We start from the raw sequence: 21,227 nt of genomic DNA, 5'->3' as shown, positions 1-21,227 counted from the left end.
TCGCAGGGGAGCGGGGGCGCCTCGCGGCGGGCGCGGGCGCTAGGCCGGGGACGGCTGGTCCGGTCGGCGGGGGCGGTGTTGATCACCGGCGGTGCGTGAAGGTAGCACCGTTCCACGGGCACATTCAAGTACATCCCTCCTCATTCCTTTCTTCGGGTGGTGGGACGCGGGTAGTGTGGGGCCGGTTTCCCGGTTTGGACGGGCCGGAATTCGCTGGTAGTGGGCACGGAAGGCGGGGTAGCAGGCGTGGTGACGACGCGGCGAGGGCACAGGCCGGCGGGCGGCGGAGTGCCGCTGACGTTCGAGGTCATCGCCGAGACCCTGCGGGAGCAGATCCGCTCGGGCGGGCTGAAGCCGGGCGACGCGCTGCCGACACAGGCTGAGTTGATGCGCGAGTTCGGGGCCTCCAGCCTGACTGTGCAGAAGGCCATGGCCCTGCTGAAGCAGGACGGCTGGGCGATCTCGCGCCCCGGCAAGGGCGCCTTCGTCGCCCATCACGACGACGCCGATGACCTCGACCGCCTGGACGTCGGGACCGCGCGCGTCGGCGGGACAGTGGCTCGCGTCGAGGCTCTGGAGCGGGCGCTGGCCGAGGCCGTCGAGCGGATCGCCGACCTCCGCGCTCGCGTCGAGGCTCTGGAACAGGGCGGCGTGCGGCGGGGTTGAGCTGCGACGTTTCGACCGGTGGCCGCTGGATCGGGTGACTTGTCCGGTTCTCGGCGCGTCGGGGGTGAGGCCGGGTTAGGGTCGGCCGGGTCCGGGATCCCGGGCGTGGCGGTGGTGTGTCGACGCCTGGGGTGCCGGGGAGGCAGACTGGGCGGGTAGTAGGAGAGGCAGGGAGCTGGGATGTCGGTGCAGCCGATCGAGGACGCCGGGGATCCGGTGCCGCGCAACGCCGAGGGGATCGCGGCGGCGCTGTCCGGCGCGCGGCGGATGGAGTTCTACCGGGAGTTGCTGTCGGCCGCGCCGCAGGACGCGGAGGCGGTGCTGCGGCGCTGGTGGTGCGAGGCGGTGCTCGATGTCGAGCAGGCCCGCGGCGACCAGCTGACCGCCGCCGCCCTGGCCGGCACGCTGCCCTTGCGCAGCGTCGCCTCCGTGATCGAGCACCGGCGCGCGGCGGGGCTGCCCGTTGAGTGACGCCGACCAGCCGTACGACGAGGACGGCGAGGGCGGCGAGGACGAGGGCTGGCCCTGCTACCTCTCCCCGGAGGTCGAGGCCCTGTTCCAGGACCCGGCAGTGACCGGGGCGGTCTTCAGCGCCATCGTCTCCGCCACCGTGCGGATCAACGCCGCGCGCGGCCTCGTGCCCGGCAGCACCGCCTCCGAGCGCTGGCCCCAGCAGCGGCGGATCGCGCTCGGCCCCGGAGGCTCCCTCGGCATCGCCGAGTACGTCATCGTGGCCGACGCCCCCGAACCCCACTGCGTCATCACCCGCGTCCAGCTCTACTGACCCCGCGCGGGCGCGCTCCCGCCGCCGGGACACCGGCCGAGGCCGCGCGTCCAGATTTTCTCTACGAGGTTCAAGGCCCGTCGCCGAGCCGGCCATCGGCGGGTGACTGGCGTTCGCCTCCGGCGGGGAGCGAAGCTCCCGGAGCCTCGCTGTCGACCGACCCCCTCCCGTCCCGGCCCTCGCGCTGCGAGACTGGCCGACGCACGAGCCCGGCCCTGAGCCTGCCCGAGGGCACCCCCGGCGGCAGAGCAGGGCGCGAGCGTTCTCGGGTGACGAGACGTCACAGTTGTGACGAAGTGGGAGGGTTGTCCGCTTCGCCGGTGTGGTGAAACGGGACGCGGCTCCGGATGATCAAGGTGTCGAAGCCGTTGATCACAACCGAAGCCGCGTCTGCATGCCATCCTCCCTGATCTCCACCGTCACCCGCCACCAGGACCACATGCCGGGCGATCTGACCGGCGACGCCGAGCGCCTGATCACCCTGGCCGAGGTCCTGGACCGCCTGCCGGACCCGCGCCGCACGCGGGGGCGCCGCTACCGACTGGGCGCCCTGCTCGTGCTGTGCGCCACCGCGGTAATGGCCGGGGCGTCCACCTGGGCCGCCATCGTCCGCTTCGCCGCCGGCCTCGACCCGGTGCTGCGCGAGCGCATCGGCCTGGTCCGCGGCATCCCGCGCACCAGCACACTGGCCCGCCTCCTCGCCCGCCTCGACGGCGACGCGCTCGACGCGGCACTGGGCGCCTGGCTGCAACTGCAGCACACCGACCCACTCACCGGCCCAGTCCCGGCAGACGCACCGGTCAAACGGGACGCGGTCTCGGTCGACGGCAAGACCTTGCGCGGCTCGCGAACCCGCGAGCGCCGGGCCGTCCACCTGCTCGCCGCGTCGATCCACGGCACCCGCGCCGTCATCGCCCAGCGGCAGGTCGACTCCAAGAGCAACGAGATCACCGCGTTCCGCCCGCTCCTCGGACCCCTCGACCTGGCGGACAAGGTCGTCACCTTCGATGCCCTGCTCACCCAGCACGACCACGCCCGCTTCCTGGTCGAGGAGAAGAACGCGCACTACATCGCCCTGATCAAGGGCAACCACCCCACCCTGCACGCCCAGTTGAAGAAGCTCCCCTGGAGTGAGGTCCCGCTCATGGACAAGACCCGCGCCATCGCTCACGGCCGCGACGAGATCCGCCGCCTGAAGGCCGCCACCGTCCCCGACCTTCCCTTCCCCCACGCCGACCAGGTCCTGCAGATCGTGCGCCGCCGTCGCGTCCTGAGCACCGGCAAACTCACCGTCGAACGCATCTACGCGCTCACCGACCTGACGATGCACGAGGCCACGGCCGCCCACCTCGCCGAACACGTACGCGAACACTGGGGCGTCGAGGCCCTGCACCACCTGCGCGACGTCACCCTCCGCGAGGACGCCTCCAAGATCCGCACCGGCAGCGCACCCCGCATCATGGCCGGTCTGCGCAACACCGCCCTCGCGCTCGCCGAGCTCGCCGGCTGGCACAACCACGCCGCGGCAGTCGATCACTACAGGTCACGCCCCGACCACGCACTCGACCTGATCAAGCCCACAACCTGAGAAAGCTCATGCCCTGGGCGGCAGAGAGCCCCGACTCACCAGAATTGGTATAGACCCTTGACGGCAGCGGTGACGGCAACAACCACGAACAACCCCGACCAAACCCGCACCCCAGCGGAACCGCCGAACACCGTTTGACCTGCGAAAAGGCTGGTAGAGAGTGGCCGCGTAGCACACGTACTATGTGCTGGCGGGTACCACGCCGGTGCTGGTGCACAATACGTGTGAGATTGACCCCCAGAGTGCTCCTGGAGGGAAAAATGGCGCTGCCGTCAGCATCAAGCAGGTGAAGATGGCGTTGGGCCGAGCCGGCATGAGTGTTTCCGATTACGACATTGTGCACGTGCCGGAGATCAGCACCGCAGGAGACGGCTTGCCCGCTTACGGGAACAGTCCCCATGACGGCAACGGAATGCCGAACCTGGGCCCGCGAGGGCTCCCGGTAATCCAGATTTCTAATATGGGGCTTGCCGGCATGGATACGGCTGTGGCCACAATCTTCCACGAGATATATCATCACCAGATGTACGCCACTTGGCCGGAATCTATGGGTGGAACAGAGTCCGCTGCCGAGACATTCGGGCAAGCTATGCTCGGCGTATTCAGGCGAAGGACAGGTTGATGACTCAGATAAGGCGCTTCACGCCTTCAGAAATCGAGACTCTTGGGCGGGAGCGAAACTTCCTCCGAGACCAGTCAGAGTGGCTTTGCCCTGCGTGTGGGGAGGTATCGGTTCGCACCTACCTCCGAAAGACACAGCATGCGAATCGCCCCGCTGTGATCAGCTACACATGGTGTGCTGCTTGCCGTAGGATGTCCGGCTCAACCGGTCCTCTGCCGCCCGGCCTGATCATCTCTGACCTCTGGCGGGAGGTGGACCCGGTGGCTTGGGAAGAGTTCGACGCGAGCTTGTACAAGCTCTTCGCTAGGCTCGACCGCCTATGGGAGGACGGAGTGCTGCCACAAAGTCTCGATTGGACTGGTCGTTAGACTGCTGATGAATGGCCGTCCCTAGCTCAGGGTCATGCCCGGCTAGCTGAGCGCATAGCAGATATCTATTGCTCATTCCAGCAGCCAGGTGCGGTATGAATTGCCCAGGCGAACAGCGTCGATTCCACGTGGATGGGTTCTCGATTCTGAACTACCACATGGCAAGGGAACATCCTCAGCAGTATCGGTAAAATGAGAAAACGGAAGCCCCGCCAGATGGCTCTGGCGGGGCTTCTGCGTGAGTTGACGGCAGTAGCTCCCGGGTTCGAAGTAATTCGCGGGTTCTAGCCTCGATCTTTCATGACGGTCCGTCGGTTCATCCGACGGGCCGCTTCGGCTTCTCGGGCTGGTGATGGGCAGGGCGGTGGCCCGACTGGCGCGTCGGGTGGGCGCCGGGTTCCACGGCTCCGGAAGTGGTCGGGTGCTCGTCGGGAAGGGTTGTTGTTGCTGGTCAGCCGGGGTTCGGCAGGGCTTGCAGGCGTTCGAACGCGGTAGTGATCAGGTCGGTCCAAGGCCAGTGGCGAGCCAGGCGGAGGTAGCGGCGGCGGCTGGTGGTGACGAGCTGGGCGGCGGCGGAGAACAGGCGAAGCCGCAAGCGTTTGGGCTCCCACCGACGGGCGGTGCCGGTCAGTGCGAGCATGGGCATCCAGGTCTCGGCGACGGGTGAAAACTGGTTCTGGATCACTTTCCGTGCCAGCGCCACGGAGCGTCACCGAAGCCGCGATCATGAACGGTCGTGACTGACGATCTCCTCCAAGACCTCTGGCTCCATCGCAGCGCCGACGTCGCGGTCAACACCCTGACCATCCGCGCCGACCGCGTCACCGTCCGCGCCGCCACAGCTCGGCGAAGGCCCTGACGTGCTCGGTGGTGGTGGCCAGCACCGGGACTCGGGCGAGGACCTCCTTGAGCTGCTGGGCGTCCTCGTCGCGGAGGCGGTCGGGGTGGCGGGTGATCCAGCTGGTCACGTCCCTGACGGAGGCCTTGCGTCGGGGCGGGTCCTGGTTGGGGAACGCCTCCCTCAGTCGACGCACGTAGACACGGACGATCTGCTCCTGACCGGGGAATCCGCGCTGCCGGATCTCCTCGAACAGGCGTCGGGCGATGGTGTGACCCTCGGCGAACCGCTGGTGGAGGTAGGGCTTGTAGGGGTCGAGGATGCTGGTGCGTCCGGTCCAGCGCCCGACCAACAGCTCGTCCGGGTCCTTCGCGCCGGCCAGCCGGCGCACCGTGTTGCGGGCCAGGCCAAGTCGTCGACCGATGGCGCGCAGGCTGAACCCGTCCTGCTTGAGCGCGTGGACGGCGGCGTGCTGTTCGCGGACCCGGTCGGACAGCCGACCGGTCCGGCGGGGCTCGGAGCTGACGGGCGCCAAGGCGACAGCCGGAGCCGACTCGGCCGCAGGGGCCGGTTCGGGCAGCAGAGCACGGTGCTGGAGCACGGTCTTCTCCACCGCGTCGGCCAGGTTCTGCCACAAGTGGAACCGGTCCGCGACGTGGATCGCCTCCGGGGCGCCGAGCCGGACGGCTTCGGCATAGGAGGCCGATCGGTCACGGCAGACGACCTTCACACCCGGGTGGTCGGCCAACCAGGACCGGACGGTGGCGACCGTGCGGTCGGGCAGAAGATCGACTGCCCGGCGGGTCTCGATGTCGACCAGGATCGTGGCGTAGACGTGGCCCTTGCGCAGGGCGAACTCGTCGATGCCCAGCACGCGCGGCACCGCGTGCACCGGATCGGGCAGGGCGCGTATCAGCCGAAGGAGCGTGGAACGGCTCACCGGGACCGCGAAGGTCTCGGCCAGGCGGGAGCCGGCCCGGCCCGCCAGGGCCAGGGCGAGCTGCTGCAGCGCGGCCTGCAGACCCTGGCTCCGCCGCCCGTACCGGAAGGTCAGCCCCGCCGCCTGCTCGACGAAGGTGGCCCGGGGGCAAGCTTGTTCACGGCAGCGGAACCGGCGGACCCGTAATTCGACCACCACCCGGCGCCTGCCTGCCGCGCTGTCGTCCAACCGCCGCACATAACTGCTGTGCACCCGGGTCGAGACGGTGCCGCATGACGGACAGCCCGCCTCGCCACCGGTTGTGGCGGCGTGGACGGTGACGCGGTCGGCGCGGATGGTCAGGGTGTTGACCGCGACGTCGGCGCTGCGATGGAGCCAGAGGTCTTGGAGGAGATCGTCAGTCACGACCGTTCATGATCGCGGCTTCGGTGACGCTCCGTGGCTCTGGCACGGAAAGTGATCCAGAACCACGGTTCAGCCGCCGCCGACACCAGGCGAGCAGGTCGAGTGCGATCTGTGACGGCGGCCGTGCGAAGCTCCTGGTGGGCGGCCAGTTGAGTCCCGGCTGATGGCCACCGGAATTCCTGGTGGGTGGCCAGCGGAGTGTTCCTGATCACGCCTGTACGAGTGCGGCCCCTCCGGTCCGGTTTGCTGATGTTTGCGTGCATTAGCAACCGTCCGGAGAGGCCTCGTGACCAAGTCTGACAGAGAGATCATGGAAATCCTTGAGGCGTACGACCTCACCCGGACGTTCTGGTCGGCGGCCGAGCTGGCCCGGTGCGACCCGAAGACCGTCCAGCGGTATGTCCAGGCCCGAGACGGCGGGAAGAACCCGTTCGAGCGGGCTCCGAGGCCGAAGCTGATCGACCCGTTCCTGGAGAAGATCGAGGAGTGGGTCGAGCAGTCGAAGGCGAAGATCCGCGCTGATGTCGCCCACGACCGGCTGCTGGCGATGGGCTATGCGGGCAGCGCCCGCTCGACGAGGCGGGCGGTGAACGCGGCGAAGACCGCCTGGCGGGCGGGCAAGCGGCGGACCTACCGGCCCTGGATACCCGAGCCGGCCATGTGGTTGCAGTTCGACTGGGGAGGTGCGACACGAAGTCGCGTATGGCGAGTGAACTCGCAGATTGGAGGCCGGCGATGCCGGGTGCGTAGTTCCTGATCAGTGTTCGAGATCGGTCCCCTCCTCGACGTGCGTCCACAGGTCCTGCCTGCTGGGGGTGCGGAGCTTGAGGAAGAAGCCCAAGGGCCCCCGTTCCGTCCGGGGGAGGATGGCGTCCCGTGGAGTGGTGTAGCAGAGATCTTGGAGTAACCCCTGGTCATGGGGCAGCCATCGCGCAACTCTCTGAGTAGAACGGCGAGTTCACTCGGGAGGTACGCGATGGCCTTGTCCCAGTCTGACCTACTCCGCGTCATGGAGTCACTGCGTACGGCGGACGGAATCGAGTTGATCAGGGTCCTCGCCCAGCGGATGCTGCAGGAGCTGATCGAGGCCGAGGCCACCGCCCGGATCGGCGCGGAGCCGGGCGAGCGCACCGAGGCCCGCACGACCTGGCGCAACGGCCACCGCGACAAGACGCTCACCACGCAGGCCGGCGATCTGGACCTGGCCATCCCCAAGGTCCGCACCGGCAGCTTCTTCCCCAGCCTGCTCGAACGACGTCGCCGGATCGATCAGGCGCTCTACGCGGTCATCATGGAGGCCTACGTCCTGGGCGTGTCCACCCGCTCGGTCGACGACCTGGTCAAAGCCCTCGGCGCGGACACCGGCGTCTCCAAGAGCGAGGTCTCCCGCATCTGCGCGGACCTGGACGAACAGCTCACCGCCTTCCGGATCCGGCCCCTGGGCCACACCCGCTTCCCCTACATCTACCTCGATGCCACCTACTGCAAGGCCCGGGTGAACCACCAGATCGCCTCCCGGGCCGTGGTGGTCGCCACCGGGATCACCGAGGACGGCGGCCGCGAGGTGCTCGGGGTGATGGTGGGCGACAGCGAGACCGAGGTGTTCTGGGCCGAGTTCCTCCGGTCCCTGCGCGAGCGCGGCCTGTCCGGGGTCCGGCTGGTCATCGGCGATCACCACAGCGGTCTGGTCAAGGCGATCCGCAAGGTCATGCTCGGCGCCGCCTATCAGCGCTGTCGCGTTCACTTCCTGCGGAACGCCTTTGCGATCATCCCGAAGGAGGCCGGTGAGATGGTCGCCGCGACGATCCGCACGATCTTCGCCCAGCCGGCCGAGGCCGCGGTCCGGGCCCAGCTGGACACCGTCGCCGAGATGCTCGGCAAGCAGTTCCCCAAGGTCAAAGCGATGCTGCTGGAGGCCAAGGACGACCTGACCGCCTTCGCCGGCTTCCCGGAACGACATTGGAAGAAGATCCAGTCCACCAACCCACTGGAGCGGATCAACCGCGAGATCAAACGCCGCACCGACGTCGTCCAGGTCTTCCCCAACGACGATGCGCTCCTGCGGCTGGTCACTGCCGTGCTGTTCGAGATGCACGACGAATGGATCGCCTTCCCCCGCCGCTACCTGCCCGAGGGAAGCATGGACCAGATCTACCCCGGCGAGCGCACCCGCGACGAACTCCCGCCCGTTTCATGACCGTTGGCGCACGACCACTACACCACGTCAAGGGACACGACCCGGGGGAGCAACCGGGCAAGGGGAAGACCGGACGGGTGAACGTGAGTGAACCTCTGATGATGCCTCGTCATCGCAAGCCTGGAAGGCGGGAAGGACACCAGGTGATAGGGCCTGGCCGCTGGTGGAGGCGGCAAGCGGCGACCTGCCCTGGCCCCATAGGTCGCGTGAACACCGCTGGCCCCGGGGTTTAGGAGGCACCCACCCCGGTCGCATCTCACGTACGCGGAACGTGGAAACCCCGTCGGGGTCCGAGCCGGTCACCCGGTTCGGTAGGCCGATCGCAAGAGGGGCGGAATCCCCCGGCGGGACAGGATGCCCAAGAAGCAGATGCCGGTGGCCGAAAGGCAGCGGGACTCGCGGCAACGGGCCGTCGCTCCAGGCGGCCGCCGCGGGGAACCGACCGGATGCCGGTCTTCCGACCGGGCCCGAAAGGGCGCTGACGTGGGCAGGTGAGCCTTTGAACAGATGGTCTTGCGACCTTGCGAACTGAGGGACAAGTTGGACACCGTTGAGGTGAACGGACCCGAGGGCGGTCTGGAGTGGGACGTCGTTGTCTGGCGTCACCACGAGGAGAACGTAACGAGGCTGCGGCACCGGATCTTCAAGGCGGCGCGGAACGAGGACTGGGCCCGTGTCCGGTCCTTGCAGAAGATGATGCTGGGCTCCTGGTCGAACACGCTCGTCAGCGTTCGGCAGGTGACCCAGCGCAATGCCGGGCGTCGGACGGCAGGGATCGACGGCGAGGTTGCCTTGTCGTCGCAGGCCAGGGCGGTGGTCGCGGAGCGAGTGCACCGTGACCGCTCATCCTGGGACCCGGTGCCGGTCCGGCGCGTGTTCATCCCGAAGGCCAACGGCAAGCAGCGTCCGCTCGGCATCCCAGTGATCATGGATCGGTGCCACCGGGCACGGGTCCGCAACGCGCTGGAGCCTGAGTGGGAAGCCCGGTTCGAGTCCCGTTCCTACGGATTTCGTCCCGGTCGGAGCTGTGCTGATGCGATCGGCGCTCTCTACAACGCGCTCAAAGGGTCCAGGACCCAGCGGGTGTGGATTCTGGACGCCGATCTGTCGGCCGCGTTCGACAAGATCGACCACGCTCGGCTTCTGGAAAACCTCGGATCGTTCCCCGCCAGGGATCAGATCCGGGGCTGGCTGAAGGCCGGGGTGGTCGAGGAGGGCATGCTCATCCGCACCGAGGAGGGAACTCCCCAAGGCGGCGTGATCAGCCCCCTGTTGATGAACGTGGCCCTGCACGGCCTGGAGGAGGCCGCAGGGGTCCGCTATCGCGAGCGCGGCGTTCACGCCGGGATCGCGAAGGCGAACTCCCCGATCCTGGTCCGGTACGCCGACGACCTGGTGGTCTGCTGTCATACCGAACAGCAGGCCCAGCAGGTCAAGGCACGGCTCGCCGAATGGCTCGCGCCCCGGGGGCTGGTCTTCAACGAGGACAAGACGCAGGTCGTCCACCTTGAAGAAGGCTTCGATTTCCTGGGGTTCAGCCTGCGTCGCTACCGACGCGGGGACAGGCCCGGCAAGCTGTTGATCACACCGAGCCAGGACGCGGTCAGGCGCATCCGGAAGAGGCTCGCCGACGAGGTGCGTGCACTGCGCGGTTCGAACGCGATGGCGGTCATCGCCAAGCTCAACCCGATCATCCGGGGCTGGGCAGCCTACTACCGGGGGGTGGTGTCCAGCGCGCTGTTCAGCAGGCTGGACCACTACATGTGGAAGCTCACCTACCGGTGGGCCTGCCACAGCCACCCCAAGAAGTCGAAGAAGTGGATCGTTCGCCGCTACTTCGGCCGGTTCAACAGGTTCAGGAACGACTGGTGGGTGTTCGGCGCCCGCGATCACAGCGTGAACGATCGCGGGGACGTCGCCTTCCTGACCAAGTTCTCTTGGACCCCCATCGTCCGGCATCAGCTGGTGACCGGTTGGGCATCCCCGGATGACCCCGACCTGGCCGACTACTGGGCCGCCCGACGACGCAAGGTGCCTCCTCCGCTGGACGGCTACAACCTGCGCCTGCTCTCCGAGCAGGGCGGTCGATGCCTGCTCTGCGGGGACCACCTGCTCAGCCCCCACCAGCCCCCGCAGTCCCCCCGGGACTGGGAACGGTGGTGGCTGAATGTCGTCAAACGGGCGATCGCCGGTGACTATCTCACCCACCACGGGCGGGACGGCCGATCGGACGGGAACCGAACACGCCTGGTTCATGCCTCCTGCAACCGGAGCCTGACGGCCCGGCAGCGCAGGAGTTCGGTTCCATCCACCGCAATGCCCTCGGGGCTTGCTTGAGCCGAGGTGCGGGGAAACCCGCTCGCCCGGTTCTGAGGGGGCGGGGACGCAGTAATGCGTCCCCGCTACCCGACAGGGCCCGAAGATCGACGGGCGGCGGACCTGGCTGTTCTGCGCTTGGCTGGCCTGGTCCCGCTTCCGGGTGGTGATCCCGGTCTGGGACTGCACGCTCGGCACTCTGGTGTCCTGCCTGGACACCACACTCCGCCGGCTGGGCGGGGCGCCGACCTACGTGCTGACCGACAACGCGAAGACGGTCACTGTCGAGCACATCGCGGGGATCGCGGTCCGGCATCCGCAGATCATCGCCGCTGGCCGCTACTACGGCTGCCAGGTGGAGAGTTGTGTCCCCTACGACCCCGAGTCCAAGGGCGGCGCGGAGGCCACCGTCCGCATCGCCAAGGCCGACCTGGTGCCCACGGATGCCAACCTGCGCGGCCAGTACGCCACCTTCGCCGACCTCGCCAAGGCCTGCGACCAGTGGTGCGAGCAGGTCAACAACCGCCGCCACCGCTCCACCGGACAGATCCCCGCCGACCGCCTCCACATCGAACGCCGTCTGCTGCACCGGCTGCCCGAGGAGCCGTTCGCGCTCGCGCTCGGCGAGGAACGCCTGGTCAACGACGATCAGACGATCAGCTTCGCCTCCGTGCGCTACTCGACCCCACCGGGTCATGTCGGCACCAAGGTCTGGTGCCGCATCGTCGGCGAGGAACTGGTGGTGACCGCCCGTCAGAGCACGGATCTGGTCGAACTCGTCCGACACCGCATCTCCACCCCTGGCGCCCCGCGGATCCTGGACGAGCACTACCCTGGCCACCCCGACGGCCGCAGTGTCCACCGCCCCATCCCCAAGCCGAGGACCGAGGCCGAGATCGCCTTCCTCGCGATCGGGCCGGGCGCGGAACGCTGGCTGATCGAGGCCGGCCCCGCCGGAGCGGTAAGGATCCGCTCGAAGATGGCCCGCGCGGTCGAACTGGCCACTGTGGTCGGCGAGGGCCTGGTCGACCAGGCCCTCGGACTCGCCGCGATGCACGGCCGGTTCGCCGACGACGACCTGCCCGCCATCATCGACCACCTCGACGCTGCGGCCTCGGTCGGCATCACCGTCCGCGCGGACGAGGCACACTCCGTCCAGCCCGGCACCGGAGGCTGGCAGGCCTTGGGCCAATAGACAACTCCCAAAGGGAAGTTGGCGGCTGGGCAGGAGATGGTCAGTCGCCGAGAAGCCACACATACCGGTGCGGGGCCTGGTCAGCCGTCACACACAGCGTCCGGATCTCCTGGACCCACGGGCCCCCGCGCTCGGCCGGCAACCGGTCGATCTCCGCCAAAAGGTTGGGCCGCTGCCAGCTGTTGAAGACCGTGTCCGAATACGGGCACACGCCCGTGAGGATCGGGAACTCCTCCCGATCAAGGCCGGCGAGCGCGGAATCCCAGTCCAGCCCGCACCCGGCCCGCGACACCACATCCCCGAATTCGCGCACCTGCATATTGATCACCCGCCGAGGCTATCCGGCGGGCCACCACCACGATGAAGGAACCCGCGTTCATGATGTTTCCCCATGCCCCGGCACTGCCTGAAGAGCTCGACCGGCTGCTGCGGCGGATGCGGCTGCCCTATCTACGCAAGGCCGCTCCCGACGTGCTCGCCACCGCCCGCGCACAACGCTGGGACCCGGCAGAAGTGTTGCGCGTCCTGATCAACGAAGAGGTCGTCGGCCGCGACGCGGCCACCCGCCGGCTCCGCCGGTCCTCGGCGAACTTCCCCACCGGCAAGACCCTGGCCTCCTGGCTGACCGAGGACTCCGCCATCCCCGAGGCAACCCAGAACGCGCTCGCCACCCTCGAATGGATCGGCCGGGCGGAGAACCTCGTGATCGCCGGTCCGTCGGGCACCGGCAAGAGCCACTTCACCGAGGGCCTGGCCCACGCGGCGATCGAGAAGGACCTGAAGGTCGCCTGGTTCACCCTGGAATCGCTGACCGCCACGATCAACAAGGCCAAGGTCGACGGCTCCACCGCCCGAACCGTCGCGAAGATCTGCCGTTGCGATCTCATCGTGGTCGACGACATCGGCATGCTCCCGGCTGGCGACGACGCGGCCGAGGCGTTCTACCGGATCGTCGATGCCGCCTACGAACGCCGGTCCATCGCAGTGACCAGCAACATCCACCCGTCGGGCTTCGACACGATCATGCCCAAGACCCTCGCCACCGCCACGGTCGACCGGCTGCTGCACCACGCTCACCTGGTGCTGACCAAGGGCGACTCCCACCGCCTCGCCGAGGCCCTCGCTGGCAAGGGCGTCGTCCCCCTGGCCTGACCACCTCCCTGGAACACCACGGCCATCAGCATGGATTTCTGATGGCCACCAGCCCGGACAACCCCTGACCGCCCACCTGGGCAACTACATGGCCGTTGACACTCGACGTCGCCTATTGGCGCTCGGACAACTCCTCTGACCTCTGTGCGCGGCGTAGCGGTGTAGTGATCGGGGTGCTCAGGAACCATCCGGTGATCAGCAATACGGGCGTGCCGAGCAGCCCCAGTCCCATCAAACGCCCGTCATCGGTGGCGATGGCGGGGGGGATGGTTTCGGTGAGGAAGGTGCCGGCAGCCACCGTGCCGGCCAGCAGGCTGCGGTGGGCGTCCCGGTCCCAAACTGTCCGTGGTGACCAGGCCAGTGCAACCCCCATGGCGGCGCCCGGCAGCAGTCCCGGTGCCGCTCCTAAGGCTGCAAGGACACCGATCGATTTCAGTGTGAGCCCGCCAAGACCAGCGAGCAGCACGCAGCCTCCTAGCAACGTGGGTACAGCAGTGACCAGAGAGCCCAGTGCGGCTCCCCGTGCCACCACCTTCAGCCGAATTGTCATGCAGCCAGCCTGGCACATGTTTTGAACGCGTTCAATACCTCTCCCGGAGTGGGCGCCCCGCGCCTCGCAGCGCAGGCCAGTAGCAGGCGACCTAGTGTCCTGAGTCTTAGAACCACTTCATAATTAGGGTTTGGTTGGCAGGCGGTTCAGGTAGCCGGCGAGGCGTTCGAAGATCTCGTCGGCGGACTTGGTCCAGGTGAACGGCCTGGGGTCCTCGTTCCAGTGAGCGATCCAGTCGCGGATGTCCTTCTCCAGGGCTTGGACGTTCTTGTGGACGCCGCGGCGTATCTGCTTGTCCGTCAGCAGGGCGAACCAGCGCTCCACCTGGTTGAGCCAGGACGAGCTGGTGGGCGTGAAGTGCATGTGGAATCGGGGGTGCGCCAGCAGCCACTTCTGGATCGCCTGGGTCTTGTGGGTGGCGTAGTTGTCACAGATCAGGTGGACGTCGAGCTCGGCGGGGACTTCCTTGTCGAGCTTGGCGAGGAACTTCTTGAACTCCGTTGCGCGGTGGCGCCGGTGGAGCGAGCCGATGACCTCGCCGGTAGCGGTGTTGAGTGCCGCGAACAGGGTGGTGACACCGCCACGCAGGTAGTCGTGGGTGCGGCGTTCGGGCATGCCGGGCATCATCGGCAGGACGGGTGCCGAGCGGTCCAGCGCCTGGATCTGCGACTTCTCGTCCACGCACAGCACGATGGCCCGCTCCGGCGGATCCAGGTACAGGCCGACGACGTCGCGGACCTTCTCGATGAACTGCGGGTCCTTGCTCAGCTTGAAAGTGTCCGTGAGGTGGGGCTTGAGACCGAAGGTGCGCCAGATCCGCGAGACGGTCGACTGGCTCAGCCCCATCTCCTTGGCCATCTCGCGGGTCGACCAGTGCGTGGCGCCCTTCGGCGTGGTCTCCAGCGTCCGCACGACCACTTCTTCGACCTGCTCGTCGCTCACCGTCCGGGCCGGCCCAGGGCGTTTCTCGTCCGCCAGCCCCTCCAACCGGTCCGCGGCGAACCGCTTGCGCCACTTGGCCACGGTGGTCGGATGAATATTGAGGCCTGCTCCCACCTGCGTGTTTGACAGCCCTTCGGCACAGGCGAGGACGATGCGGCAGCGCAACGCGAGAGCCTGGGCCGAGGTGGCCCGCCGGGACCAACGCAGCAGCGTCTCACGCTCGTCGTCGGTCAGAACCACCTCGGCCGTCGGCCGTCCCATGCGTGCCATGAGATCAGCATACTTCTATAGACTTCCTGAGACTCGGGACACTAGCGAAGCGCGACATGGCCCAGCCGACGAATTAGTCCGTATGCGACTCGATGGTCAACATGGTCACTGATTCAGCTGGCAACCTGCGGCACAACCCGCCCCCCGTGGCATGGGACTCCGGGAAAGGCGGCCTGCTGGAGCTTCACACCGTGCATTTCGCCGACGAGGTCCGCGACCCCCTCGCAGAGGTCGGCAACCTCCCCGAGCAGGTCACACTGTCCACGCAGGAGATCAAGACCGCCGAGCAGCTGATCGGCATGCTGTCGATCGACTGGAGGCCCGAGGACTGGCACGACACCTACGAGGAGCAGGTGAAGAAGCTCGTCGAGGACAAGCTCGCCGGCCGCGAGATCGCCGTCTCCGCCGGCCCCGCCCCCGAGGCCACCAACGTCATCGACCTCATGGACGCCCTGCGCCGCAGCCTCGACAGCGCCCGCAAGCCCGAGCCCGCCGAGAAGACGCCGAGGTCCGCCAGCCGGAAGGCGCCGGCCGGAGCGGCCAGGGCCCCGAGGGCCACCGGCGGCAAGAAGAGCACCTCGGCCAAGGAGCCCACCGTCAGTAGGCCAGCGGGCAAGAAGCGCGCGAGCGCCACGGGCAAGCAGTAGCTGTCCCAGCTCACCAAGGCTGAGCTCTACAAACGCGCCACCGACCTCGACATCCCGGGCCGCTCCCCATGAGCCGCGACGAACTCCAGCACGCCCTGGAGAAGGCGGGCCGTCCGCGCCGCCCTGCGGCGGGCCGGCCCGCCGCGGGGCGGTGAATCCTGGTCCGGCGGCGGGGTTACCAGTCGACGGTCCCGTCGCTGCGGAGCATCGGCCGGTAGGCCGGTCCAACCCAGTCACGGTCGTCGTGGTGCTCCATCGCCTGGGCCACGGAGTGGAGCCACGCGGCGAGGCTCGGCCAGCCAACGAAGTGGGCGGAGTCGTCGTGCGGGGCCCGCCCGAGGTGGTTCTGCCACAGGCCTTGGCCGGCGTCGATGAAGTGCTCGTCGCCGTCGCGGCCGGCGAACGGTACCCACAGCGATCCCCACCACGGGGTGTCCTGCTCGTCCGGATCGTCGGCGTCCCAGATCTCCATCCGCATGTCGCGGATCTCGATGATCTTCTCCGTGGAGTACAGGGGGCCGCACGGAAGGACCCGGAGGTAGGAGTCGTCTCCGTCGTGGCACAGCAACGACTCGCGCAGGTCGGCGGGAAGCGCGAACCCGAGCTGTTCCTCGACCCGGCCGATGGCGTCGGGCGATGCGGGCGGACGGAGCTCGGCCAGACTGGTCGGCGCGTGCTTCGCCAGCCAGGCGTCGATGAGCTTCCAGGACTCGGTCACCGAAGCGACCACCGGGCTGATGCCGACACGCGGGAGATCGATCATGGATCGCAGCCTGCCAGACGAGCAGGTCCGCTGCGTGGCCAGGATGCCGGGAGGGCAGGCGTCGGCCATTTGCCACCGCAGGCAGGCCTGCAGCGGGCGAGTTTGGGACGAGGACCGCCACGGTGTTCGGCGACCTCCGGTGCGAGCTGTCCGCGCTCGCCGACGCGCTGGACTCCGCTGCCCGGACCGGCCGTGCCTCGGGCGGGGTGCCGCTCCACTGATCACACAGGTGTGCGATCTACCATGAGCGGGTGTCCGACACCGACTTCCCCACTGACCTGGGTCGTGTCCCTTGACGTGGTGTAGTGGTCGTGCGCCAACGGTCATGAAACGGGCGGGAGTTCGTCGCGGGTGCGCTCGCCGGGGTAGATCTGGTCCATGCTTCCCTCGGGCAGGTAGCGGCGGGGGAAGGCGATCCATTCGTCGTGCATCTCGAACAGCACGGCAGTGACCAGCCGCAGGAGCGCATCGTCGTTGGGGAAGACCTGGACGACGTCGGTGCGGCGTTTGATCTCGCGGTTGATCCGCTCCAGTGGGTTGGTGGACTGGATCTTCTTCCAATGTCGTTCCGGGAAGCCGGCGAAGGCGGTCAGGTCGTCCTTGGCCTCCAGCAGCATCGCTTTGACCTTGGGGAACTGCTTGCCGAGCATCTCGGCGACGGTGTCCAGCTGGGCCCGGACCGCGGCCTCGGCCGGCTGGGCGAAGATCGTGCGGATCGTCGCGGCGACCATCTCACCGGCCTCCTTCGGGATGATCGCAAAGGCGTTCCGCAGGAAGTGAACGCGACAGCGCTGATAGGCGGCGCCGAGCATGACCTTGCGGATCGCCTTGACCAGACCGCTGTGGTGATCGCCGATGACCAGCCGGACCCCGGACAGGCCGCGCTCGCGCAGGGACCGGAGGAACTCGGCCCAGAACACCTCGGTCTCGCTGTCGCCCACCATCACCCCGAGCACCTCGCGGCCGCCGTCCTCGGTGATCCCGGTGGCGACCACCACGGCCCGGGAGGCGATCTGGTGGTTCACCCGGGCCTTGCAGTAGGTGGCATCGAGGTAGATGTAGGGGAAGCGGGTGTGGCCCAGGGGCCGGATCCGGAAGGCGGTGAGCTGTTCGTCCAGGTCCGCGCAGATGCGGGAGACCTCGCTCTTGGAGACGCCGGTGTCCGCGCCGAGGGCTTTGACCAGGTCGTCGACCGAGCGGGTGGACACGCCCAGGACGTAGGCCTCCATGATGACCGCGTAGAGCGCCTGATCGATCCGGCGACGTCGTTCGAGCAGGCTGGGGAAGAAGCTGCCGGTGCGGACCTTGGGGATGGCCAGGTCCAGATCGCCGGCCTGCGTGGTGAGCGTCTTGTCGCGGTGGCCGTTGCGCCAGGTCGTGCGGGCCTCGGTGCGCTCGCCCGGCTCCGCGCCGATCCGGGCGGTGGCCTCGGCCTCGATCAGCTCCTGCAGCATCCGCTGGGCGAGGACCCTGATCAACTCGATTCCGTCCGCCGTACGCAGTGACTCCATGACGCGGAGTAGGTCAGACTGGGACAAGGCCATCGCGTACCTCCCGAGTGAACTCGCCGTTCTACTCAGAGAGTTGCGCGATGGCTGCCCCATGACCAGGGGTTACTCCAAGATCTCTGCTACACCACTCCACGGGACGCCATCCGGGCGAGCTGCTGCAGCGCGGTCTGCAGGCCCTGACTCCGCCGCCCGTGACGGAAGGTCAGCCCCGCCGCCTGCTCGACGAAGGTGGCCCGGGGGCAAGCTTGTTCACGGCAGCGGAACCGGCGGACCCGTAATTCGACCACCACCCGGCGCCTGCCTGCCGCGCTGTCGTCCAACCGCCGCACATAACTGCTGTGCACCCGGGTCGAGACGGTGCCGCATGACGGACAGCCCGCCTCGCCACCGGTTGTGGCGGCGTGGACGGTGACGCGGTCGGCGCGGATGGTCAGGGTGTTGACCGCGACGTCGGCGCTGCGATGGAGCCAGAGGTCTTGGAGGAGATCGTCAGTCACGACCGTTCATGATCGCGGCTTCGGTGACGCTCCGTGGCTCTGGCACGGAAAGTGATCCAGAACCAGTTTTCACCCGTCGCCGAGATCGCCAGCCCCGCACCCTTCCGCGATCGGCGCGCATATATGCCGCTCAGCCAGTGCTCCGATCTCCTGCGGCGTGGTGGGACGGAAACATACGTGTCGCCTAAGTATTCGATTGGATGCGCAGCGTATGGTGGCCTTGTAGCTCCGGTGCGGTTCGTATCGCATCGGGTCGTCTCTGGGGGGAGATTCGTTGGCTGGCGTCAGCGTTGTTCCGCAGGAACTGCATGCATCGGCTCAGGTGGCGAGGGCCCTCGCCGAGGAAATCGGGAAGCCCGTCCAGGCGGCGCTGACCTCGGCTTCAACGGCGTCTGGCCAGCTCGCCGGTTGGTCGATAGCCGGCGGGGTCGGACAGTTAGGGAGCAGTTGGAGTGCGCCACTCGCCGCGCTTCAGCAGCGGATCGCGTCCACGGCGACCAACCTGGACACGAACGCTGATGCCCACAGCCGCAACGAGCAGGCGGTGGCTGGCTCTTGGGGCCAGCAGGGGGCGAAGCAGTGAGCGGTCTCTACGAACTGTTGGTGAAGTTCGATCCGCAGGGGCTGCGGGATGTCGCGAGGAACTGGAAGGCCCTTGCCCACGCCGCAGAGAGTGCGGGCTCGCGCCATCGCAATCAGGTGAACGGGCCGCTGCATCAGCATTGGGACGGCGCTGACGCGCAGGCGGCGTTTCCGTTCATGGCGCATACCGAGCAACAGCTGGATGTTGTCCGGGTGGAGGCGGAGGCGGCCGCGCTGACGCTGAACACGGTCGCCGACCGGATGTTCCAGGCACAGACGAATCTGACGAATGCAGTGCACCGGGCTCAGGACTCTGGTCTGACAGTGTCTGCGGACGGGGTGGTCCGCCTGCCGGCTGAGGCTCCTGAGGAGCGCAACGACCCGGACGCCCAGACCGCGCGCCGTGAGCTGATGGGCCTCAAGGCAGAGTTCCAGGGTCGGATCGACCAGGCGCTGAAGGATGCTCAGACGGCGAGTGACCAGGGCAACACGGCCCTTGGGCGGCTGAGCGGGGACATCTTGAGTGGCCAGCGGGCGAACGGGTCGGTGGCCGAGACGCGTACTGATGCCGCGGACGTGATGAACGACCTTGGCCTGACCGACGCCTACGTGCCGGACGGCAAGGATCCGCAGAAGAACGCCGAGTGGTGGAAGGGACTCACAGCCGACCAGCAGGAGACCTACCTCGCTCTGAACGCGGCCAAGATCGGCAACCTGGACGGCCTGCCCGCGACCGTGCGCGACGAAGCCAACCGGCTCGTGCTGGACCAGAAGCTCGATGCCCTGCAGGCTGGCACTGCGTCTGCGCTCGGCCTGGACCAGGCGACCTACGACCAGCGCAAGGCCGCACTGGCGGAGATCAAGAAGAAGCTTGAGGACACCGCCGACGCGAAAGACGAGGAACACCAGATGTTCCTGCTCGGCATCGACCCCGAGGCCTACGGCGGTGACGGACGCGCAATCGTTGCGACCGGGAACCCGGACAAGGCCACGCACACCTCGGTCTTCGTACCGGGGACGAACACCGAGTTACCGGGCGTCCCCGGGCAGATCGACCGCGTTCGCCAGCTCCAGGGTTACGGGAAGCGGTTCGCGAAGGCCGGCGAGACCGTCTCCGTGATCTCCTACCTCGGCTACGACACGCCGGAACACATCCTCAAGGCGGGGAACCCGATGCGCGGTCTCGATGCCGCGGACGACATGCGGCGCTTCTCCCAGGGCCTCAGGGTGGCGCACGGCGAGCCGAAGACCCACCTCAGCTACATCGCACACAGCTACGGCAGTTTCGCCGCCGGGGTTGCCGACAGCGAGAAGGGCGGGCTGCAGGCCGACGACATCGTGACTCTCGGCAGCCCTGGCATGGGGGTGCTGGTCGCGGACCAGCTGACCGTCAATCCGGATCACCTCTGGGTCGGGGAGGCCACGGACGACGCCACCCGCCTCGCTGGGGGCTTCTCGCTCGGGCCCAGCCCCCACATCACGGGATTCGGTGGCAACAACATCAAGATCGACACCACAGGTCACGGCGGCTACTGGGACGACAACACGGAAAGCGTGCTCAACCAGGGCAGGATCATCGCCGGCCAGAAGCCCACCACGTCCCCCAAGGAAGATCCTTTCTGGGGCTCGTTTCCCCACTGAGCCGCCCGACCGGGAGAACCCCCTTATGGCCACCCCCAGCCCACACATCCACCGGTCTGCCCCCTACACCGCCCTGAAGCGGATCGTGGCAGCAGCACTGATGGTCTCGACTCTTGGAGCCTGCATGGCGAACTCCAGCAACGGCAAGGATGCGCCTCTGCCTGTCAAGTCCCGCGACGAGGCACTCTCCTGGGCGCGCCAGCTCACTGAGCACCTGGCCCAGGTCGCCGGCATCCAGATCAACGACGAACACGCCGACCCCGTCTTCACCTCATGCGTCGGCAAGAACGGCGAATCCGCACCCGACGACCGCTTCACACTCTCCTACGCCGTCCACAGCACCGTCCCCAACGCCCGGCACAACGACGTCGTCCACAAGCTCCGGGACCTTCTCACGAACGAAGGACTCAAGATCTCCACCTACCAGGAGACGGCCGCCAACCAGCCGAACTCGATCGTCACCGCCCGCCACCCGGAGAGCAGGTACGTCGTCGACGTCTCCAGCACCGCCGGCGACAACCGCATGGTCCTCGGCGTCACCACCCCTTGCCTGAAACCGCCCACCGGCCCGGCCACGCCCACGTCCTAGCCCAGCCCTACCGGTGGCCCCAGCCAACCCAGGGGGCTCTCCGCCGGGACCCACCGCAGACATCGCCCCGACCATGGAGGCTGGTGACAGAAACTCCCATAGCGGCCCAGGCCACGAAGCGCCCGACGCCTCCCTGACTCTGCACGAACTGAGTGGGCATTTTG

19 protein-coding genes and 2 pseudogenes are annotated in these 21,227 nt (G+C 67.9%); 13 read left to right on the top strand and 8 right to left on the bottom strand.

Features of this window, described 5'->3' with window-relative positions; translation table 11 throughout:
* Positions 1-288 precede the first annotated feature (288 nt).
* The 4 genes from ACF9IK_RS00310 (at position 289) to ACF9IK_RS00295 (ending at position 3,038) form a co-directional block, all read left to right on the top strand.
* Positions 289-666, top strand: coding sequence for a winged helix-turn-helix domain-containing protein (locus ACF9IK_RS00310; RefSeq protein WP_395292212.1), 378 nt, complete (start codon positions 289-291; stop codon positions 664-666).
* A 180-nt stretch (positions 667-846) separates the two neighbouring features.
* Positions 847-1,137, top strand: coding sequence for a hypothetical protein (locus ACF9IK_RS00305; protein ID WP_395292211.1), 291 nt, complete (start codon positions 847-849; stop codon positions 1,135-1,137).
* A complete protein-coding gene (locus ACF9IK_RS00300; protein ID WP_395292210.1) occupies positions 1,130-1,450 on the top strand; it encodes a hypothetical protein in 321 nt (106 codons plus the stop codon). The genes ACF9IK_RS00305 and ACF9IK_RS00300 overlap by 8 nt, the downstream gene beginning before the upstream one ends.
* 394 nt (positions 1,451-1,844) lie before the next feature.
* A complete protein-coding gene (locus tag ACF9IK_RS00295; RefSeq protein WP_395292209.1) occupies positions 1,845-3,038 on the top strand; it encodes an ISAs1 family transposase in 1,194 nt (397 codons plus the stop codon).
* A 1,441-nt stretch (positions 3,039-4,479) separates the two neighbouring features.
* Here ACF9IK_RS00295 and ACF9IK_RS00290 read toward each other — a convergent pair.
* Positions 4,480-4,677 (bottom strand): annotated as a pseudogene (locus ACF9IK_RS00290) (transposase); the annotation flags it as partial.
* Between the two features lie 87 nt (positions 4,678-4,764).
* Here ACF9IK_RS00290 and ACF9IK_RS00285 point away from each other — a divergent pair.
* On the top strand, positions 4,765-4,887 hold the full coding sequence (locus ACF9IK_RS00285) for a hypothetical protein (protein ID WP_395292208.1): 123 nt from the start codon (positions 4,765-4,767) through the stop codon (positions 4,885-4,887).
* Here ACF9IK_RS00285 and ACF9IK_RS00280 read toward each other — a convergent pair.
* Complete coding sequence (locus tag ACF9IK_RS00280) at positions 4,850-6,211, bottom strand: ISL3 family transposase (protein ID WP_395292207.1); 1,362 nt, start codon at positions 6,209-6,211, stop codon at positions 4,850-4,852. The genes ACF9IK_RS00285 and ACF9IK_RS00280 overlap by 38 nt on opposite strands.
* 310 nt (positions 6,212-6,521) lie before the next feature.
* On the opposite strand from ACF9IK_RS00280, the pseudogene ACF9IK_RS00275 reads away from it, so the two are divergent.
* The 4 genes and pseudogenes from ACF9IK_RS00275 to ACF9IK_RS00260 all read left to right on the top strand — a co-directional run.
* Positions 6,522-6,893 (top strand): annotated as a pseudogene (locus tag ACF9IK_RS00275) (IS21 family transposase); the annotation flags it as partial.
* A 294-nt stretch (positions 6,894-7,187) separates the two neighbouring features.
* Positions 7,188-8,408 (top strand): IS256 family transposase, encoded by a 1,221-nt coding sequence (locus tag ACF9IK_RS00270; RefSeq protein ID WP_395292194.1) that lies wholly within the window; start codon positions 7,188-7,190, stop codon positions 8,406-8,408.
* Between the two features lie 507 nt (positions 8,409-8,915).
* A complete protein-coding gene (ltrA, locus tag ACF9IK_RS00265; RefSeq protein ID WP_395292206.1) occupies positions 8,916-10,745 on the top strand; it encodes a group II intron reverse transcriptase/maturase in 1,830 nt (609 codons plus the stop codon).
* Between the two features lie 142 nt (positions 10,746-10,887).
* Complete coding sequence (locus ACF9IK_RS00260; protein WP_395292205.1) at positions 10,888-11,919, top strand: Mu transposase domain-containing protein; 1,032 nt, start codon at positions 10,888-10,890, stop codon at positions 11,917-11,919.
* Positions 11,920-11,959: 40 nt separating this feature from the next.
* On the opposite strand, the gene ACF9IK_RS00255 is transcribed toward ACF9IK_RS00260, so the two are convergent.
* A complete protein-coding gene (locus ACF9IK_RS00255) occupies positions 11,960-12,238 on the bottom strand; it encodes a hypothetical protein (RefSeq protein ID WP_395298425.1) in 279 nt (92 codons plus the stop codon).
* Positions 12,239-12,297: 59 nt separating this feature from the next.
* On the opposite strand from ACF9IK_RS00255, the gene istB reads away from it, so the two are divergent.
* Positions 12,298-13,071: an IS21-like element helper ATPase IstB gene (istB, locus tag ACF9IK_RS00250; RefSeq protein ID WP_395292204.1), complete on the top strand. Its 774-nt coding sequence runs from the start codon at positions 12,298-12,300 to the stop codon at positions 13,069-13,071.
* Between the two features lie 112 nt (positions 13,072-13,183).
* Here istB and ACF9IK_RS00245 read toward each other — a convergent pair whose 3' ends face one another.
* Positions 13,184-13,537: a hypothetical protein gene (locus ACF9IK_RS00245; RefSeq protein WP_395292203.1), complete on the bottom strand. Its 354-nt coding sequence runs from the start codon at positions 13,535-13,537 to the stop codon at positions 13,184-13,186.
* Positions 13,538-13,744: 207 nt separating this feature from the next.
* The gene (locus ACF9IK_RS00240) at positions 13,745-14,833 is read right to left on the bottom strand and encodes an IS630 family transposase (RefSeq protein ID WP_395292202.1); all 1,089 of its coding nucleotides are present in this window, start codon (positions 14,831-14,833) and stop codon (positions 13,745-13,747) included.
* Between the two features lie 146 nt (positions 14,834-14,979).
* Between ACF9IK_RS00240 and ACF9IK_RS00235 the strand changes: the two genes are divergently transcribed.
* Positions 14,980-15,480 (top strand): hypothetical protein, encoded by a 501-nt coding sequence (locus tag ACF9IK_RS00235; protein ID WP_395292201.1) that lies wholly within the window; start codon positions 14,980-14,982, stop codon positions 15,478-15,480.
* 175 nt (positions 15,481-15,655) lie between these two features.
* Here ACF9IK_RS00235 and ACF9IK_RS00230 read toward each other — a convergent pair whose 3' ends face one another.
* From ACF9IK_RS00230 to ACF9IK_RS00220, 3 genes are all read right to left on the bottom strand, one after another.
* Positions 15,656-16,243, bottom strand: a complete 588-nt coding sequence (locus tag ACF9IK_RS00230) for an SMI1/KNR4 family protein (RefSeq protein ID WP_395292200.1) — start codon at positions 16,241-16,243, stop codon at positions 15,656-15,658.
* A gap of 323 nt (positions 16,244-16,566) precedes the next feature.
* Positions 16,567-17,787, bottom strand: coding sequence for an IS256 family transposase (locus ACF9IK_RS00225; protein WP_395292194.1), 1,221 nt, complete (start codon positions 17,785-17,787; stop codon positions 16,567-16,569).
* A gap of 86 nt (positions 17,788-17,873) precedes the next feature.
* On the bottom strand, positions 17,874-18,251 hold the full coding sequence (locus ACF9IK_RS00220; RefSeq protein ID WP_395292199.1) for a transposase family protein: 378 nt from the start codon (positions 18,249-18,251) through the stop codon (positions 17,874-17,876).
* Positions 18,252-18,830: 579 nt separating this feature from the next.
* On the opposite strand from ACF9IK_RS00220, the gene ACF9IK_RS00215 reads away from it, so the two are divergent.
* Positions 18,831-20,474 carry an alpha/beta hydrolase gene (locus ACF9IK_RS00215; protein WP_395292198.1) on the top strand — a complete coding sequence of 548 codons (1,644 nt, stop codon included), beginning with the start codon at positions 18,831-18,833 and terminating at the stop codon, positions 20,472-20,474.
* 124 nt (positions 20,475-20,598) lie between these two features.
* Positions 20,599-21,063 carry a hypothetical protein gene (locus ACF9IK_RS00210; protein ID WP_395292197.1) on the top strand — a complete coding sequence of 155 codons (465 nt, stop codon included), beginning with the start codon at positions 20,599-20,601 and terminating at the stop codon, positions 21,061-21,063.
* Positions 21,064-21,227: the final 164 nt, after the last annotated feature.

This window comes from Kitasatospora hibisci (assembly GCF_043950205.1).
GTDB lineage: Bacteria > Actinomycetota > Actinomycetes > Streptomycetales > Streptomycetaceae > Kitasatospora > Kitasatospora hibisci.
This window is presented reverse-complemented; position numbering and strand designations above follow the sequence as displayed.

Bases quoted from the DNA above. Each gene is read 5' to 3' on its own strand.
- ACF9IK_RS00230 (WP_395292200.1), bottom strand. From the start codon at position 16,243: ATGATCGATCTCCCGCGTGTCGGCATCAGCCCGGTGGTCGCTTCGGTG.
- istB (WP_395292204.1), top strand. From the start codon at position 12,298: ATGATGTTTCCCCATGCCCCGGCACTGCCTGAAGAGCTCGACCGGCTG.
- ACF9IK_RS00270 (WP_395292194.1), top strand. From the start codon at position 7,188: ATGGCCTTGTCCCAGTCTGACCTACTCCGCGTCATGGAGTCACTGCGT.
- ACF9IK_RS00295 (WP_395292209.1), top strand. From the start codon at position 1,845: ATGCCATCCTCCCTGATCTCCACCGTCACCCGCCACCAGGACCACATG.
- ltrA (WP_395292206.1), top strand. From the start codon at position 8,916: ATGGTCTTGCGACCTTGCGAACTGAGGGACAAGTTGGACACCGTTGAG.
- ACF9IK_RS00225 (WP_395292194.1), bottom strand. From the start codon at position 17,787: ATGGCCTTGTCCCAGTCTGACCTACTCCGCGTCATGGAGTCACTGCGT.
- ACF9IK_RS00305 (WP_395292211.1), top strand. From the start codon at position 847: ATGTCGGTGCAGCCGATCGAGGACGCCGGGGATCCGGTGCCGCGCAAC.
- ACF9IK_RS00240 (WP_395292202.1), bottom strand. From the start codon at position 14,833: ATGGCACGCATGGGACGGCCGACGGCCGAGGTGGTTCTGACCGACGAC.
- ACF9IK_RS00255 (WP_395298425.1), bottom strand. From the start codon at position 12,238: ATGCAGGTGCGCGAATTCGGGGATGTGGTGTCGCGGGCCGGGTGCGGG.
- ACF9IK_RS00210 (WP_395292197.1), top strand. From the start codon at position 20,599: ATGGCGAACTCCAGCAACGGCAAGGATGCGCCTCTGCCTGTCAAGTCC.